At 72.5% G+C, this 14,506-nt stretch carries 15 protein-coding genes; all 15 read right to left on the bottom strand.

The genetic code is table 11. From position 1 onward, the window contains the following. Positions 1-81: 81 nt before the first annotated feature. On the bottom strand, positions 82-294 hold the full coding sequence (locus tag ACIRRS_RS04770; RefSeq protein WP_402965025.1) for an MbtH family protein: 213 nt from the start codon (positions 292-294) through the stop codon (positions 82-84). 95 nt (positions 295-389) lie between these two features. After that, entirely contained in the window at positions 390-977 is a 588-nt protein-coding gene (locus ACIRRS_RS04765) for a DsbA family protein (RefSeq protein WP_402965022.1), read from the bottom strand. 141 nt (positions 978-1,118) lie between these two features. Continuing rightward, positions 1,119-1,874, bottom strand: coding sequence for an IclR family transcriptional regulator (locus ACIRRS_RS04760; RefSeq protein ID WP_402965020.1), 756 nt, complete (start codon positions 1,872-1,874; stop codon positions 1,119-1,121). Beyond that, positions 1,871-2,623, bottom strand: a complete 753-nt coding sequence (locus ACIRRS_RS04755) for a thioesterase II family protein (protein ID WP_402965017.1) — start codon at positions 2,621-2,623, stop codon at positions 1,871-1,873. Before ACIRRS_RS04755 ends, ACIRRS_RS04760 begins: the two co-directional genes overlap by 4 nt. A gap of 365 nt (positions 2,624-2,988) precedes the next feature. Further along, positions 2,989-3,771 (bottom strand): LuxR family transcriptional regulator, encoded by a 783-nt coding sequence (locus tag ACIRRS_RS04750; protein ID WP_402965015.1) that lies wholly within the window; start codon positions 3,769-3,771, stop codon positions 2,989-2,991. A gap of 291 nt (positions 3,772-4,062) precedes the next feature. Next, positions 4,063-6,036, bottom strand: coding sequence for an ABC1 kinase family protein (locus ACIRRS_RS04745; RefSeq protein WP_402965012.1), 1,974 nt, complete (start codon positions 6,034-6,036; stop codon positions 4,063-4,065). 52 nt (positions 6,037-6,088) lie between these two features. Continuing rightward, positions 6,089-7,330, bottom strand: coding sequence for a cytochrome P450 (locus ACIRRS_RS04740; RefSeq protein ID WP_402965009.1), 1,242 nt, complete (start codon positions 7,328-7,330; stop codon positions 6,089-6,091). A 14-nt stretch (positions 7,331-7,344) separates the two neighbouring features. Further along, positions 7,345-7,827, bottom strand: coding sequence for a 3-hydroxyacyl-ACP dehydratase FabZ family protein (locus ACIRRS_RS04735; protein WP_402965007.1), 483 nt, complete (start codon positions 7,825-7,827; stop codon positions 7,345-7,347). Further along, entirely contained in the window at positions 7,824-8,228 is a 405-nt protein-coding gene (locus tag ACIRRS_RS04730; RefSeq protein WP_402965004.1) for a 3-hydroxyacyl-ACP dehydratase FabZ family protein, read from the bottom strand. The genes ACIRRS_RS04735 and ACIRRS_RS04730 overlap by 4 nt, the downstream gene beginning before the upstream one ends. Then, the gene (locus ACIRRS_RS04725) at positions 8,228-9,343 is read right to left on the bottom strand and encodes a beta-ketoacyl synthase N-terminal-like domain-containing protein (protein WP_402965002.1); all 1,116 of its coding nucleotides are present in this window, start codon (positions 9,341-9,343) and stop codon (positions 8,228-8,230) included. Before ACIRRS_RS04725 ends, ACIRRS_RS04730 begins: the two co-directional genes overlap by 1 nt. Continuing rightward, positions 9,340-10,347 (bottom strand): hypothetical protein, encoded by a 1,008-nt coding sequence (locus ACIRRS_RS04720; protein WP_402965000.1) that lies wholly within the window; start codon positions 10,345-10,347, stop codon positions 9,340-9,342. Before ACIRRS_RS04720 ends, ACIRRS_RS04725 begins: the two co-directional genes overlap by 4 nt. 65 nt (positions 10,348-10,412) lie before the next feature. Further along, positions 10,413-11,180: an alpha/beta fold hydrolase gene (locus ACIRRS_RS04715; RefSeq protein WP_402964998.1), complete on the bottom strand. Its 768-nt coding sequence runs from the start codon at positions 11,178-11,180 to the stop codon at positions 10,413-10,415. Then, the gene (locus ACIRRS_RS04710; protein WP_402964996.1) at positions 11,177-12,106 is read right to left on the bottom strand and encodes a beta-ketoacyl synthase N-terminal-like domain-containing protein; all 930 of its coding nucleotides are present in this window, start codon (positions 12,104-12,106) and stop codon (positions 11,177-11,179) included. Before ACIRRS_RS04710 ends, ACIRRS_RS04715 begins: the two co-directional genes overlap by 4 nt. Then, a complete protein-coding gene (locus ACIRRS_RS04705) occupies positions 12,103-13,230 on the bottom strand; it encodes a beta-ketoacyl-[acyl-carrier-protein] synthase family protein (protein WP_402964994.1) in 1,128 nt (375 codons plus the stop codon). Before ACIRRS_RS04705 ends, ACIRRS_RS04710 begins: the two co-directional genes overlap by 4 nt. Beyond that, complete coding sequence (locus tag ACIRRS_RS04700; protein WP_402964992.1) at positions 13,227-14,501, bottom strand: beta-ketoacyl-[acyl-carrier-protein] synthase family protein; 1,275 nt, start codon at positions 14,499-14,501, stop codon at positions 13,227-13,229. Before ACIRRS_RS04700 ends, ACIRRS_RS04705 begins: the two co-directional genes overlap by 4 nt. Positions 14,502-14,506: the final 5 nt, after the last annotated feature.

The following is a 14,506-nucleotide window of genomic DNA, read 5'->3' as shown; positions in this document are numbered from 1 at the left end:
CGGTCCGCGTGGGGTCGGACCGGGGCCTGCTGGTGGTACCGCGGCCGTGGGGGGGCCGCCGTCACTGGGCTGAGGGTCAGGTCAGGCGCCCATCGCCTCGACGAGGCTCTTCGGGCGCATGTCCGTCCAGTTGGTGTTGATGTGGTCGAGGCAGGACTCGCGGCTCTCCTGGCCGTGCACGACGGTCCAGCCGGCCGGGACCTCGGCGAAGGCGGGCCACAGCGAGTGCTGGTTCTCCTCGTTGACGAGGACGTAGTAGGAGGCGCTGTCGTCCTCGAACGGGTTGGTCGCCATGATGGATCGGGCTCCTGTCGGTTGGTCGGTTGCGGATGGTGCGGACGTTGCGGTTGTTGCGGTCGTCGGCGTCGGCCGGAGTGGGCCGACGCCGGTCAGCGGGAGGTCGTGGTGGCGGGCGCCGTGCGGTGGCGCACCGTGGAGACGAATCCGGGCAGCCGGTCGATGCCCCAGAAGCGCTGGTAGCCGTCGATGAAGTACGGGACCCCGAACACCCCGTCGCGGTAAGGCGCGTTGAGCGCCTCCAGGCCCTGGGCGCGCACCTGCGGATCCTGCCAGGCGCCGCCGAGCACCTCGGGGTCGAGGCCGATCGCCGCACCGATGCGGGCGATGACCTCCGGGGAGGAGATGTCCAGCCCCTCCTCCCACCTGGCCCGGTAGGTCTCGTCGATGAACTGCCGGCCGAGGCCGCGATCCCTGGCCACCAGGTAGGCCAGGTGCGAGACCTCCCAGTTGGGCGCCCGGTCCACCGGCCAGACCATCCGCAGCTCGCGCTCCCGCGCCAGCCGGCGGACGTCCTGGAGGACGTAGAGGTACTTCTCGCGGGACATCGGGACGTAGGGCAGCTGAACCCCGGCCGCCTCCAGGTGGTCGTGGTGGTCGTCGTCCGGCTCCCAGAACGGCAGCCAGTCGATCGCCTCCGCCACATCGGGATAGCGCGTGGTCAGGTCCTGGTAAGCCATCCAGGAATACGCGCTGCCGAACGAGAAGTACCAGCGCGGTGGTTTTCTTGCCATCACCGTCTCCAAGGAATTCGCAACGAATCGCCAGTCGGTTTCCATCGATTTCCCGAGGGTCCGGACAAGCCGTCCCACGACTCACTGTCAGGAATTCTGGGCCGGCCAGCCGGTCAGCACGGCGCCGAGCCGGGCGGCCGCGTCGATCAACAGGCCGCCGTACAGCCGGCCCGGGGCCCGGGACAGCAACGTGATCGGCCCGTCCAGCACCAACGCGGCCACGACTCCCCCGGTGGCCCCGCGCACGGGCGCCGCGGCCGCCGCGAAGCCCAGCTCGCCGACTCCCAGGCTGTGCGCCCAGCCCTGCTGGCGGACCTTGGTCAGGGTGACCGCGCCGAAGCCGCCTCTGCCGATGGCCTCGGTGATCCCGTCCGGGTCCTCCCAGGCCAGCAGCACCTGGGCGCCGGCGCCCGCCTTCAGCGGTAGCGCCACGCCCAACGCCGACCGGGCCTGCCGCCCGGTGCCCGGCCCTTCGGCGGTGGCCACGCAGACCTTCAGGTCGCCGTGGCGCCGGTAGAGCCGCGCGCTGGCACCCGTACGGACCCGCAGCTCCGCCAGCACGCGGTCGGCGCTCTCCAGCAGGCGGTCCCTGCCGGCCTCCTCGGCCAGCTCCTCGATCCTCGGGCCCAGCGTGAACCGGCCCATGGAGTCCCGGGTCACCAGCCGGATGCACTCCAGCGCCTGCGCCAGCCGGTGCACGGTCGCCCGGTGCAGTCCGGTCACCTCGGTCAGGGTCCGCAGTGAAGCGGGCCCCTCGGCCAGCACGCCGAGCAGCAGGGAGGTCTTGTCCAGGACGCCGACGCCGCTGGCGCGCTCCTCCGTCGACACGGCCACCGCGTTCACGCCAGCCGTCGTGCGAGGTCGCGGAGCAGTGCGTCGCGTTCCCCGGCCAGGTAGAAGTGGTCGCCCGGGAAGACCGCCAGGTCGAAGGAGCCGGCCGCGAGATCCGCCCAGGCCTCCATGTCCGCGGGGGTGACGTCCGGGTCCTGGTCGCCGACGTAGCCGACCACCGGGCAGTGCACGGCGAGGGTCTTCGGGAGGTAGGTCCCCATCACCCTGAAGTCGGCCCGGATGCTCGGCATCACCAGGTCGAACAGATCCGGGTCGCTCAGCAGCCCGGCCTCCGTGCCGCCGAGTCGACGCACCTCCTCCAGGACGGCCTGGTCGCCGCCCAGGTAGGCCGCCTTCGCCTTGCCCGCGAACCGGTGCGGCGCCAGGGCCCCGGAGACGTAGAGCCCCTCCGGGCGCACACCGTGCACACCCTCCAGCCGGCAGGCGACCTCGTAGGCGAGGCAGGCCCCCATGCTGTGGCCGAAGAGCGACAGCGGCAGGTCCGTGAAGGCCAGCAGGGCCTCGGTGACCGCGTCGGCGAGCTCGGTCATGCTCCCCGGGCTCGGCTCGCCGAGCCGCTCCTGCCGCCCCGGGTACCTGGCCGCCAGAAGCTCCACCCCGTCCCCGAGGCCGCCTCCCCAACTGTGGAACGTGCTCGCGGCGCCGCCCGCGTGCGGCAGGCAGACCAGCCGCTGGGTGGCCGTACCGTCCGCCGCCGCGTGGCGGCGGAACCATCGGCTGTCGATCGCGCTGTTGATCATCTGTCCCGTCTCCTCCGCGCTGCCGCCGTGTGCTCCGGGCCGCGCGCGGAGTCGGTCCCGCCGGGGGTGCGGGGCCGACTCCGACGCCCTCCGCGGATCGACCTGCGCGGTTTCGGTCGAAACGCGCGCCCACCGGCCGCGGGCCACCGACAGTCCGCCCGGGGAGACGACTGCCGGAGTTCTCAGGAACCCTCCCGGTCCTCCGGACGACGGTTCGCCGACCGGATTTCCCGAATTCTTCGGCGGCGGTTCTCCATTCGCCGCCGGCCCCGTTTCCGGCTGGTTCCGGGTCATTTCTATCCGGGCGGTGGGGCCGACGCAATGGCGGGTTCAGGAAGTTGCCACGGCCGGCACCCGCGCCGCTTTCAGGCGGTCCGCCGGGTCGGCTGCGATTCCTGTTCGGCCGGCAGCAGTCCGAGCTCGGCGGCGCGCGCTCCGGCCTGGAAACGGGAATTCACTCCCAGGTTGTCCATGATCTCGGCGACGTAGCGCCGGTAGGTGCGGACCGATACCGACAGCTGCCGGGCCGCGACCTCGTCCGTCCTGCCGGCGTTCAGGCAGCCCAGCACGCGCGCCGAGAAGTCGGCCCGGGCCCAGTTTCCGAGGCCCTCCTGGTCGCGCACCGACACGGCGCCGCGCCAGACCCCGGCGAAGAGGAGGTGCAGGGAGTTCAGGACGGAGGCGTCCCGCACCACCGCCGCCTGCCGGTTGCCACCGATCGGGTCCGCCAGCAGGGCGACCTGACGGTCCACCATGATCGCCTCCATGCGGGGCAGCCGGGCCGTCCGCATCTCGACCAGGTGCCCGGCGTCCAGCTGGGCGAGGGCGAACTCACGGTCCAGGCTCTCCGGCCCGCACAGCAACCGGACGCGGACGGCGGCGCCACGCGCGGACAGCAGCGTCTCCAACGAGCGGTAGACCATCGCGGCCCGCGCCCGGTCCGAGGACAGCACCACCTCGATGCCCCGTTCGGCCCGGCCGATCAGGCGCACGACCTCCGCCGACAGCTGGTCCTCGCCGGATCGCAGCACGGTGACGGTCGACCCCTGGGAGACCCAGTCACGATGCCTGACCATCGTATCGGCGAGCAGGGCCTGCACCTCCAGCAGCCCCTGCTCGATCTCATCTCTCGGACGATCCCGTACCACTGGGCGGAGATCGGCCGTCGCCGACGACTTCCTCATTTCACAACCCCCATGACGTGTATGCCCGTTCACTGCCATGGAACAGCTCGGCGGGCGCACGGTCCTATGGGGCTGACAGCAAGCTGCGCTGGCCGGGCCACGCGTGCGCCGACACGTCACGAGAACTGACGGTGAGTGTCGGTCCGCATACACGAGGTGTCCGACGGACCGGCCCGCCCGGCCGGCTGTTGACCGATTCCGGTCACGTCCCGACCCCGCCGGAGCGGTCACCGACCGCCCGGATGCCGACTGTTGTCATTGCCGGCGCACGACGCCGAACAGCACCCGGACCATCAGGACGGCGCTGACCACGAGCAGGTTGTACCCGAGGACATGGAAGAGGCTGACGGAGCGCGTGATCATCGGCCCGCCCGTGTTGCCGAGCAGGAGCACCGCCATCACGCCGGTGGTGGCGCCCAGAACGGTGAGGATGACCTCGCTCAGCAGCCCGCGGACGAAGCCGCGGTCGTGCTGGTGGCCCAGCAGCCGGACGTTGACGCCCAGCCGCCCCTGTTCCAGCGCTCCGGTGATCCGGTTCAGCCGGCGCGGGAGCTGACGGAGCATCGGAAGGACCGCCAGCAGCTCCTCGATCGCCGACCGGGCCAGCGCGGCGGGTGCGACCTTCTCCATGAGGTAGGTACTGGCGAAGCCCTTGGTCGCGGCCAGGAGGTCGAAGGACCGGTCGAACCGGGGAAGTGTTCCCTCCAGGGTCGCCAGAGCCCGGAAGGCGGCCGCGACGTTGGACGGAATGGTGATCCGGTGCTCGGCGACCAGGCGGAACAGATCACCGAAGGAGGCGAGGTCCAAGGGCAGGCCCGGGCTGAAGTGGCGTGCCAGGAAGTCGCCGAGCGAGCGCTCCAGCCTCGTCTCGTCGACCGTCTCCGGATCGTTGACCAGCGCCACGAGCACGTCGCGCAGCGCCGCCGCGTCGCCCTGGCTGACGGCGAGGAGCATGTCGCGCAGTCTGGCCTGCAGCAGGGAGTCGATCCGGCCCACGGATCCGAAGTCCAGCAGCGCGATCCGGCCGTCGCGCAGCAGCAGGATGTTGCCCGGGTGCGGGTCGGCGTGGAAGGTCCCGCCGACCATGATCTGTCGCAGCACGCAGTCCAGCACCGCGTTCGCGGCGGCGGTGGGGTCCATCAGGTCCGCGACCTGCTCCGGCGTCGCGGCGCCGAGGGCGATGCCGTCCATCCACTCGACGACCAGGACCTGCTCGGTGCTCAACTCCTGGTACACGGACGGGATCACCACCTCGGGGCCCTCCGGGGCCAGGGGCCGGCGGGCCGCCTCGGCGGTGGCCGCCGCGATGGCCGCGATGTTGCGCGCCTCGATCCGGAAGTCGAGTTCCTCCAGCACGGACTGGGCGAACCCCTGGGCGAGCGCGTGGACGCCGGTGGAGCGCCCCCATCTGGTGCGCTCCTCCAGCTTCTGCGCGGCACTGCACAGGATGTCCAGGTCACGTTCGACCACGGGCCTGCATCCGGGGCGGCGGACCTTGACCACCACCTCCTGCCCCGTGTGCAGCCGCGCCCGGTGGACCTGCGCGATCGAACCGGCCGCGAGCGGGCGGGGGTCGAACTCGGCGAAGACCCGGTCGGTGGGGCCGCCGAGCTCCTCCTCCAGTTGGGCGGCCACCTGTTCCCAGGGGGCGGGCGTCGCCTGGTGCTGGAGCCGGCTCAGCTCGGTGATGAACTGCGGGGGCAGGAGGTCGTAGCGCACCGACATCAACTGGCCGAGCTTGACGAAGGTGACGCCGCCCTCCTCGAGGGCCAGACGCAGCGACCGGGCGAGCTCGGGGTGGCCGTAGGGGCCGGCGGCACGGGCCCGGTCCGCGCTGCGCAGCAGCCGGGTCAGACCGTGCCGCCGGACTATCGCGCTGAGCTGCGAGTAGCGCCGGGCCCGTACCCAGCGTCGGCGCAGCGCCTGGGGCAGCCGCAGTGCCGACCAGGAGCCCGTCGGCAGGAGGAGTTCGGAGAGCGCGAGGAAGGCCATCGCGGCGAGGAGCCCAGCGCCGACCTCGATGCTGAGGAGCACGGACAGGCCCACCGACCGGCTCATGCCGTTCAGGACCGAGCCGAGGACGGAGGCCGCGGCCACCCCGGCCGAGCCGGTCAGGGCGGCCCGGATGAGGCCGATCCGCACGCCGAGCAGCCGGCGGGCGCCGAGCGCCAGACCGCCCACCGAGAGGACCATGGTGACCACCCCGAAGAAGATGACCAGGGTCGTCATCATCGGTGGCGTGCGGTGCCGGTGGTCCTCGTCCCGCGCGGTTGAAGATCAGTCATCCCACTCCCCTGGACGTCGCGTCGTCGGCGGACCACCGAACCGGCAGCGTCTCCAGTGGGCGAGTCACCACGTTCTGCTGGTACCGCAGTTCGCTCGGGTCCACGGCGAGTCGCACGTCCGGGAAGCGCTCGAAGACCCGGCGGGTGCCGACCTCGGTGATCACCTTAGCCAGATGCGCGCCCGAGCAGTAGTGGATTCCGAAACCGAAGGACAGGTGGGCGGGCTTCTCCCGGTCCAGGTCCAGCTCGTCGGGGTGGGGGGTCCGACGCTCGTCCCGGTTGGCCGAGATGACCGAGATGATGACGATCTCACCGGCCGGGATGGTGGTCGCGCCGATCGTCACCGGCTCGGTGGTGGCGCGCTGCAGGGTGTTCCCGATCGGGCTGACGTAGCGGATGAGCTCGTCCATCGCGGTGCCCCAGGAGCCCGGCTCCGCGAGCAGCCTGTCGCGCTCCTGAGGGTGGGTCAGGAAGGTTCCCAGGACGCCGCCGACCAGGCTCGCGGTGGTGTCGTTGCCACCGGTCATCAGGGCGAAGGCGGTGGAGAGGATCTCCGTGCCGGTCAGCCGGTTGTCGGCGTCGGCGTGGATCAGGGCGGAGATCAGGTCGTCGCCGGGTTCCTTCTCCTTCCGTGCGATCAGCGCGCTCAGGTAGGTGGAGAGTTCCCTGGTCGTGCGCTCCATCTCGCCGCTGCCCGCGTCCGCCGCCCGCAGCGCGTTGGACCAGTGCAGGAAGTCGGGCCAGGACTCGGCGGGCACGCCCATCAGGGCGGCGATGGCGATCACCGGGAGCGGGTCGGCGTAGCCGCTGATCAGGTCGGGCTCGGCCTGATCGGCGAGCCCGTCCAGCAGTTCGTCGGCCATCGCCTCGACCTTGGAGCGCATCGCCTCGGCCCGGCGGGGGGTGAAGGCGAAACTGATCGCGCGGCGCAGCGGGGTGTGCCGGGGCGGTTCGAGGTTGGCCAGGTGGTTGGAGATCTCCGCCGGGGGCATCATCCGCTGCCCGGTCCGCTCCGCGATCAGCCGGTAGTGGTAGTGGATGTCGCGGCTGAGCCGGGGATCGGCCAGCGCTTCCTTCGCCTCCTCGTAGCGGGTGATCACCCAGGCCCGGCCGGCACCGGGCAGCGGCACCTCACAGACCGGCCCCTGGGAGCGGATGTACTCCAGGATCGGAAACGGGTCCTGGGTGAACTCGTTGGTGAACATCCAGTACTTGGAAGGCTTGGTCGTCACGGTCATGTGTGTCTCCTCGGTCAGGCCGGCGGCACGGCGGTTTCGGGGCGCAGCAGTGACGCCGGCCGGAAGGCCATCACCATGCGCTCCACCGACATCAGCAACTCGCCCGCGCAGCGGCTCTCGCCCTCGAAGACCACCGAGTCGTCGAGCATGCGGTCGACCCGGACGAGGTGTTCGATCAGGTCGCCGGGGCGGGCGGCGCGGTGGAAACGGGCGTGGGTGACACTGCCGAACAGCATGACCTGGTCGCGGGCGTCGGGTGCGGTCGCGGAGGCGAGCACACCGGCCGCCTGTCCCCAGGACTCGATCAGCAGCGGCAGCGGGTAGGCCGGGTCCTGCCCGGGTACCAGCCCCGCGTACCAGGGCTCGTTGTGGGTGACGGCCTTGGTCGCCGTGATCCGCTCCCCCGGCACCAGTTCCACCACACGGTCCACCAGGAGCATCGGGTAGCGGTGCGGCAGCAGGTCGACGACCGCGGGTGCCGACTCGGTGGCGGTCACCGTGCTCCTCCGTCGGCGGTGGCGAAGCGCAGGCGCAGGGAGGCCGCGGGCCCGTTCCCGGTGGCGGCGGCGGCCCGGCACTGCCAGCCGTCCTCGGTCCGGCGCCAGACGAGGTCGATGGTGAGGGTGTCCCCCGGGTAGACCGCGCCGCTGAACCGGGCGGAGTCCACCCCGGTCAGTGCGACCGGTTCGGGGGCGGTGGCGAGGGCGCCCTGGTGGGCGCACTCCAGGATGCAGACGCCGGGGAAGATGGGGAAGTCCGGGTAGTGGCCGGCGAAGACCGGTTCGTCGGGCGTGATCACGATCCGCACCCCGGACCGCCCGTCGGCCAGCGGGGACACGACCTCGATCGGCCCGGCCACCGGGCTGACCGGTCGGTGCGCGACGGGGACGGTCGTCATCACGCCGCCCCCAGGCGCAGCACCGCGCAGGCCAGCGCGCCGTCGCGGTCCACCGACGTCAGAACGACGGGCCGACCGGCTGCGGCCCTCTGGTCGGCGGCGGCGGCGGACAGCAGGATGGCGATCTGGAACGCACCGCTGGCGGCGGTGACGTCGCCCAGGACACTGACCGCGGGGACCCTGGTCAAGGCCTCTTCGGCCCGCTCTCCGAGCGCCGCGCGCAGTGCCGCGACCTCGGTCCGGCCGGCGGTGCCGGGGGCCTCGCCGGGGACGGCGGCCCACACCTCGTCCGGCGCGACCCCGGCGGCGTCCAGGGCCGAGCGGACGCAGGCCGCGAGCAGTTCCCGGTCGTCCACACGGGCAGCGACACGGGAGCGAACGGCGAGCACCTCGGCGAGCGCGTGGCGCTCGGGGCTCACCGCGTCCGAGGGCTGGATCAGCAGCATCGCGCACCCCTCGCCGATACCGGTCTCGGGTGCCTCGGGTTCACGGCTGTGGTGCTCGATCCAGTACCGGGCCGCCGAGAACTCCTCCACCGCGCCGCACAGGACGGAGTCGGCGCGGCCGGAGGCCAGGAGCCGCGTCGCGTAGCTCACGGCGGCCAGGCTCGCCGTCCGGCCGCCGGCCAGCGTGACGTTGGGGCCGCGCAGCCCGTGCCAGATCGCGGCCTGCCCGGCCGCGCAGTTCATCACCGCGTTGGGCATCAGCGCCGGGTCGACGTCGAACGGGCGGGCGCCCTCCAGCGAGCTGCGGGTGAAGTCCATCATGCTGGCGACGCTGCCGGTGGTGGTACCCAGCACCAGCGCGGCCCGGTCCCCGGTCTCGCGCTGCGGATCGGCGTCCGGCTGGCCCAGGAGGCCGCGCACCGCCGAGACGGCCAGACCGGTGACCCGGTCCATCGAGCGGGTGCCCTTCTTGCCGAGGATCTCGCGGACCTCGAAGTCGGGCACCAGGTGGGCACTGCCCTCGGGCACCTGCCAGCGGGTGGTGTCCAGGGCCGTGGCGGTGGGACGGCCCGAGCGCAGGCCCTCGGCGAGGGCCCCGGCGTCCAGGCCGTACGGGGAGACCGCCGACCAGCCCGTGATGACCGGCCGGACCGCGGCGGAGGCGTTCACGCGTTCACCTTCTTCGGGGTGGAGAGGGCGGAGACGGTGGCCTCGTCCAGGGTGGCCATCCGCCAGCGGTTGGGCTCGTACTCGTGCAGGTAGCCGTGGGTGATGCGGCCGGTGGCCGTGTGGACCAGTTCCCCGCCGCGGATCACGTACGTGTCCATCCGCGCGGTGTAGAGCAGCTCCTTGAAGACGTCCTCGACGGTGTAGACGGTGTGGAGCTCCTCCTCCATCAGGGTCTCGTCCAGGAGCCGGATCTCGGACCGGGTGACCACCGGGATCCACCGCCGGGTGTCCAGCACGTGCTTGATCGGCAGGCCGCGCTCGGCCAGGAACAGGTCCTCGACCTCCTCCATCACGCGCAGGAACCCCGACATCTGCAGGCGCTCGTTGAAGTGGCAGTAGAAGTAGGGCACCCGCCAGCGCCAGCCGAAGGCGTTGTCCTCGCCGATCAGCCGGTCCAGGACCGGGTCGGCGCCGACGGTCCCACGGCCCTCGGAGAGGCTTCCGTACGGGCGCGGCGTGACACCGAGTTCCAGACGCGCCCCGCTGCCCAGACGCGGCACCGCGAACGGGCGGACGGCCTCCGGATAGGGGCCGGAGGCCGGGACGTGGTCGTCGATGCGCAGCGCGACCTTGACGGTGGAGGTCGCGGACTTCACCGCCTTGCCGTCGCGCTGGACGAACTGGGCGACCTTGAAGGTGAGTTCGCGCGCTCCGGGCTTGGTGGCGGGCACCACCTCGGCGGTCACCTCGTCGTCCAGGTCCAGCAGCTCGATCAGACGTGACGTCAGTTCGACGATCTCGAAGCCGAGCCCGAACTCCTTGTAGAGCCTCCCGACCGGCAGGCCCGCCTCGCGGAAGTGGTGCAGGACGGCGGCCTCGGAGACGTAGTTGATGTGCTTGAAGCCGAGCGCGTGGCTGATGTTGTTGCCTTCGAAGCCTGGGCGGATCCGTGCGGTACTGGGGGCGCTCAGCGTGTCCGCGGCGAGATCCCGGACGTCGGCCATCGCCGTCTCCTTCGTGGTGAGAGTTCTGTTCGGGTCGGTGGGGTCGGTGGGGTCGGCAGGACCGGTCAGACCGGGCTCCGGGCATCGCCCGCGAGGCCGGACCGGGTGGGGCTGCGGTCGAGGAACGCGTGGACCAGGTCGGTGAACCGACGGGGCTCCTCCAGCATCGGGAAGTGGCCGACACCGGGCAGCAGGACGCTCTCGGCCCGCGGCAGCCGCGCCGCGAGCAGCCGGGCGTCGGAGGCGGGGGCACTGGTGTCCAGCTCGGTGCCGACGACCAGGCACGGGGCGCTGATCAGGTGCACGGGGAGGGTGGGGGTGCGCAGGTAGGCGTCGTAGAAGCGCAGCCAGCCGTACGGACCGATCCACACGCAGAGCTTGCGGATGATGTCGGCCTGGAGGGCCGGCTCGATCGGCCTGGCTCCGCTCTGCAGGCGGATGCCCTCGCTGACCGTCTGCGGGAAGTTGCCGACCATGGGCACGATCTCGTCCCAGTGGAAGTCCTCCGCCCGCTGCCGGTAGAAGGGGTTCACCAGCACCACGCCGGCCGCCCGTACCGGGTCGCCGGCCGCCTCGCGGCGGCAGAGCAGTTCGAGCAGCGGGAGGGTGGCGAAGGAGTGCGCGACGATCACGTCGACCCCGCCCTCGACCGCGTCGAGCGCCTGCTCGACGTGGCGGGCCGAGTCGGTCTCGTGCCGCCAGCCGGCGATGCCCTCGCCGCTCCAGGGCAGTTGCGGGGCGTGCACCTCAAGTCCCGGGCGCCAGTGGGGGGTTGCGGCGGCCCACAGTCCGGCGTTGTTGCCGAGCCCGTGCAGCAGCAGCAGTCGGCTCATCGGCGTTCCCCCAGTGTGTGAGGAGCACGGGGAGCGTGGAGCGCCAGGCCGGTGGCGGCCGGTGCCGAGGGGCCGCCGAGCAGCGCGAGGACGGGCTCGCGGCGGCCGGAGTCGGCCCAGCCGACGGCCGCGGCCACCTGGAGCACGCCGAGCGCGCCCGAGCACTCGCCCCAGCCGCCGAGGTCGATCCGCGCGACGGCGTCCGTCCCGGGCAGCGGGTCGGCGGCGATCACGGCGGCGGCCCCGGGCACGGCCGAGGTCAGCCGGCTCAGGCAGCCCGGCAGGTCGGCCGCCCGCACCAGGGGGCCGAGCAGCGCCCGCGCCGGTGCGCCGTCCGCGGCGCGGCCGAGGACCACCCCGGCTCCCCCGTCGACCACGCGGCCGTCGACCAGCGCGCGGGTGACCGGGTTGTCCGGCTCCACACCGATGACCAGCATGTGGTCGGCCCGGCCGGAGCGCAGCAGCAGGGTGGCCCAGCGCACCGCGTCCAGGCCGGAGGTGACGCCGTTGCAGAGCGTCAGGTTGGGGCCGCGCAGGCCGTACCTGATCGCGATCTCGGAGGCGACGATGTTGCTGGAGGCGTTCGGGGTGTCCATCGGGCTGAGCCCGCTGGTGCTCTCCTTCGCGATGGTCTCGACGGCGCGGCAGACCGTGTCCGCGTTGCCCAGGTTGGTGCTGACCACCACCCCGATCCGGTCGCCGGCGGCGGCCGGGCCCGCTCCGTCGATGAGGCCGGCGTCGTTCAGCGCGGCCTGGGCCAGGCTCAGCCCCAGCTGCGTGGCACGGTCCTTGAAGCGCAGCCCCTTGCGGCCGATCAGGGCGGCCGGGTCGACCGGGGCGGCCTCGGGAGTGGGAGCCTCCAGCAGCGCACGGGGGTCGGTGAGGCCGGGCAGGAGCACGCTCAGCCCGGTGACGGCCACGGTCATGCGGCACCTCCCACGATCGCCACGGCGTTGACGCCGCCGAAGCCGAAGCCGTTCACCTGGGCGAGCCCGACCGGCGCGGTCAGGGGCGCGCCCGTCACCAGCCGCAGGCCGGCCCCCTCCGGCAGGGGGTCCTCCAGGCCCGCCATGTGCGGGATCCGCCCGTTCTCGATCGCCGACAGGGCGACCACCAGGCTCAGCAGGGCGGCCGAACCGGACGTGTGCCCGGTCAGCCCCTTGAGCCCGGTCATGGCCGGGGCGGCGCCGGCGAACACCTCGCCCAGCACCTCGGCCTCGGTACGGTCGTTGAGCGGCGTGCCGGTGGCGTGCAGCAGCACCAGGTCGAGGTCCTGCGGCCCGATGCCGGCCGCCGCGTGGGCCTGCCGGACCGAGGCGCCCACCCCGGCCGGGTCGGGTGCCGTGGTGTGGTGCGCGTCGCAGTTGACCGCCACGGAGTGCAGCAGGCCGCGGACGGGCCGGTCCCGGTCCGGGTGCCTGCGCAGCACCACGGCGGCGGCGCCCTCGCCCAGGATGGTGCCCTGGCGGTCCCTGTCGAACGGGCGCACCGCCGTCGGCGGGGTCAGCTGGATCCGGTCGGCCTGGCCGAACATGGACTCGGTGACCACGTCGCAGCCGGCCACGACGACGGTGTCCGCGTCCCCCTGGGCCAGCAGGTCCCAGCCGAGCGCGAGCGCGTACAGCGAGGCCGAGCAGGCGTTGGCGAAGGTGTGGGTGTCCGTCGCCCCGAACTCACGGTGCAGCGCGGGGCCGAAGTCCAGCTCGTCGGCGCCGAACGGGACGCCGTCGCGCCACCACAGTTCCAGCGAGCGCAGTTCGCGCAGCCCGGTGCCGATCAGGACCGGCGTGTCGCCGAGGTCCTCGGGAAGGCCGGCGTCGCGCAGGGCCTGGCGGACGGCCCGGACCAGCAGCCGGGTGGCGCGGTGGGGTTCGTCGCCGCCCGCCGGCCGGTCGTCGATCTCGAACAGCTGCTGCGCCTTGTAGCGGGAGCGGTCGAACCCGCCGAGGGGTCCGATGCCGCTACGGCCGGCGCACAGCGCCTCGAAGATCTCCTGCGGGTCGCCGCCGATGCTCGCCACGGCGCCGACTCCGGTGATCGGGTAGCTCATGCCGCACGGCCCGCCCGGTCGTCACGGCGCTCCGGCTCGTACTTGCCGAGCACGACGATCGCGTTGTTCCCGCCGAAGGCCAGGCCGTTGTTCTGGACGACCCGCAGGTCCGCCTCGACCGCCCGGTTGGGCACGCAGTCGATGTCGCACTCGGGGTCGGTCTCGGTGTGGTTGATCGTCGGCGGGATGAAGCCGTGGGTGATGGCGAGGCCGCAGGCGATCGCCCCCAGGGCGCTGGCGGCGCCCATGGTGTGGCCGAGCATCGACTTGAGCGAGATGGTGCGCGGCGTCGAGTCGCCGAAGACCCTCCGGATCGCGCCGGCCTCGGTGATGTCGTTCGCCTTGGTGCCGGTGCCGTGCGCGGAGATGAGGTCGACCTCCTCCGGCTTGACGCCCGCGTCGCGCAGCGCGATCGCCATGCACTCGGCGACGCTGTCGCCGTTGGGCGCCACCTGGTGGTAGGCGTCGCAGTTGAGGCCGTAGCCGAGCACCTCGGCGTAGATCCGGGCGCCGCGGGCCAGGGCGGACTCCAGGCTCTCCAGCACCAGGACCCCGGCGCCCTCACCGGTCAGGATGCCCTTGCGGTTGACGTCGAAGGGCTGGCAGCACTCGGGGGCGATGGTGCCCAGGCGGTAGAAGCCGGTGAAGGTCTTGCGGCACATCGCGTCGGCGCCGCCGCACAGGGCGAACTCGGCCTCGCCGTTGCGCACCGCGTCGAATCCGTAGCCGATCGCGTAGTTGCCGGCGGAGCAGGCCGTCGCGATGGTCATCGCCTCGACGTCGGTCAGTTCCAGCTCCTGGGCGATGGCGGTGGACAGCCGGATGGCCGAGGTCCTGCGGACGACCTCGGGGTCCATCTGCTCGGGGCCGTCGACGAGTTCCGTGGCGACCAACTGGTCCAGCTCGTAGGACTCGCCGTCGGTGGTGCCCACCGAGATCAGCCCGTGCCGGGCGGCCAGCCACTCCTGGTCGAGCCCGGCGTCCTCCAGGGCCATCCGCGCCGCCCCGACCGCGAACCGGCTCGCCCGGCCCAGGGCCGACACAGGAGTGCGGGTGATCCACTGCTCGGGGGCGAACTCGGTCACCTCGCAGCCCTTGCCGTGGGCGAAGCCCTCCACGTCGAACACCGATATCGGGCTCACTCCGCTGCGGCCCGCCCGCAGGCTTTCGGTGAACTCGGCCGCACCGATTCCGATACTGGACACGACACCGAATCCGGTGAGCACCACACGGCGCTTTCCCGGCGCGGAACCGGGGGGTACTGAGGACACGTCTC

The organism is Kitasatospora sp. NPDC101183 (assembly GCF_044767945.1).
GTDB lineage: Bacteria > Actinomycetota > Actinomycetes > Streptomycetales > Streptomycetaceae > Kitasatospora.
This window is presented reverse-complemented; position numbering and strand designations above follow the sequence as displayed.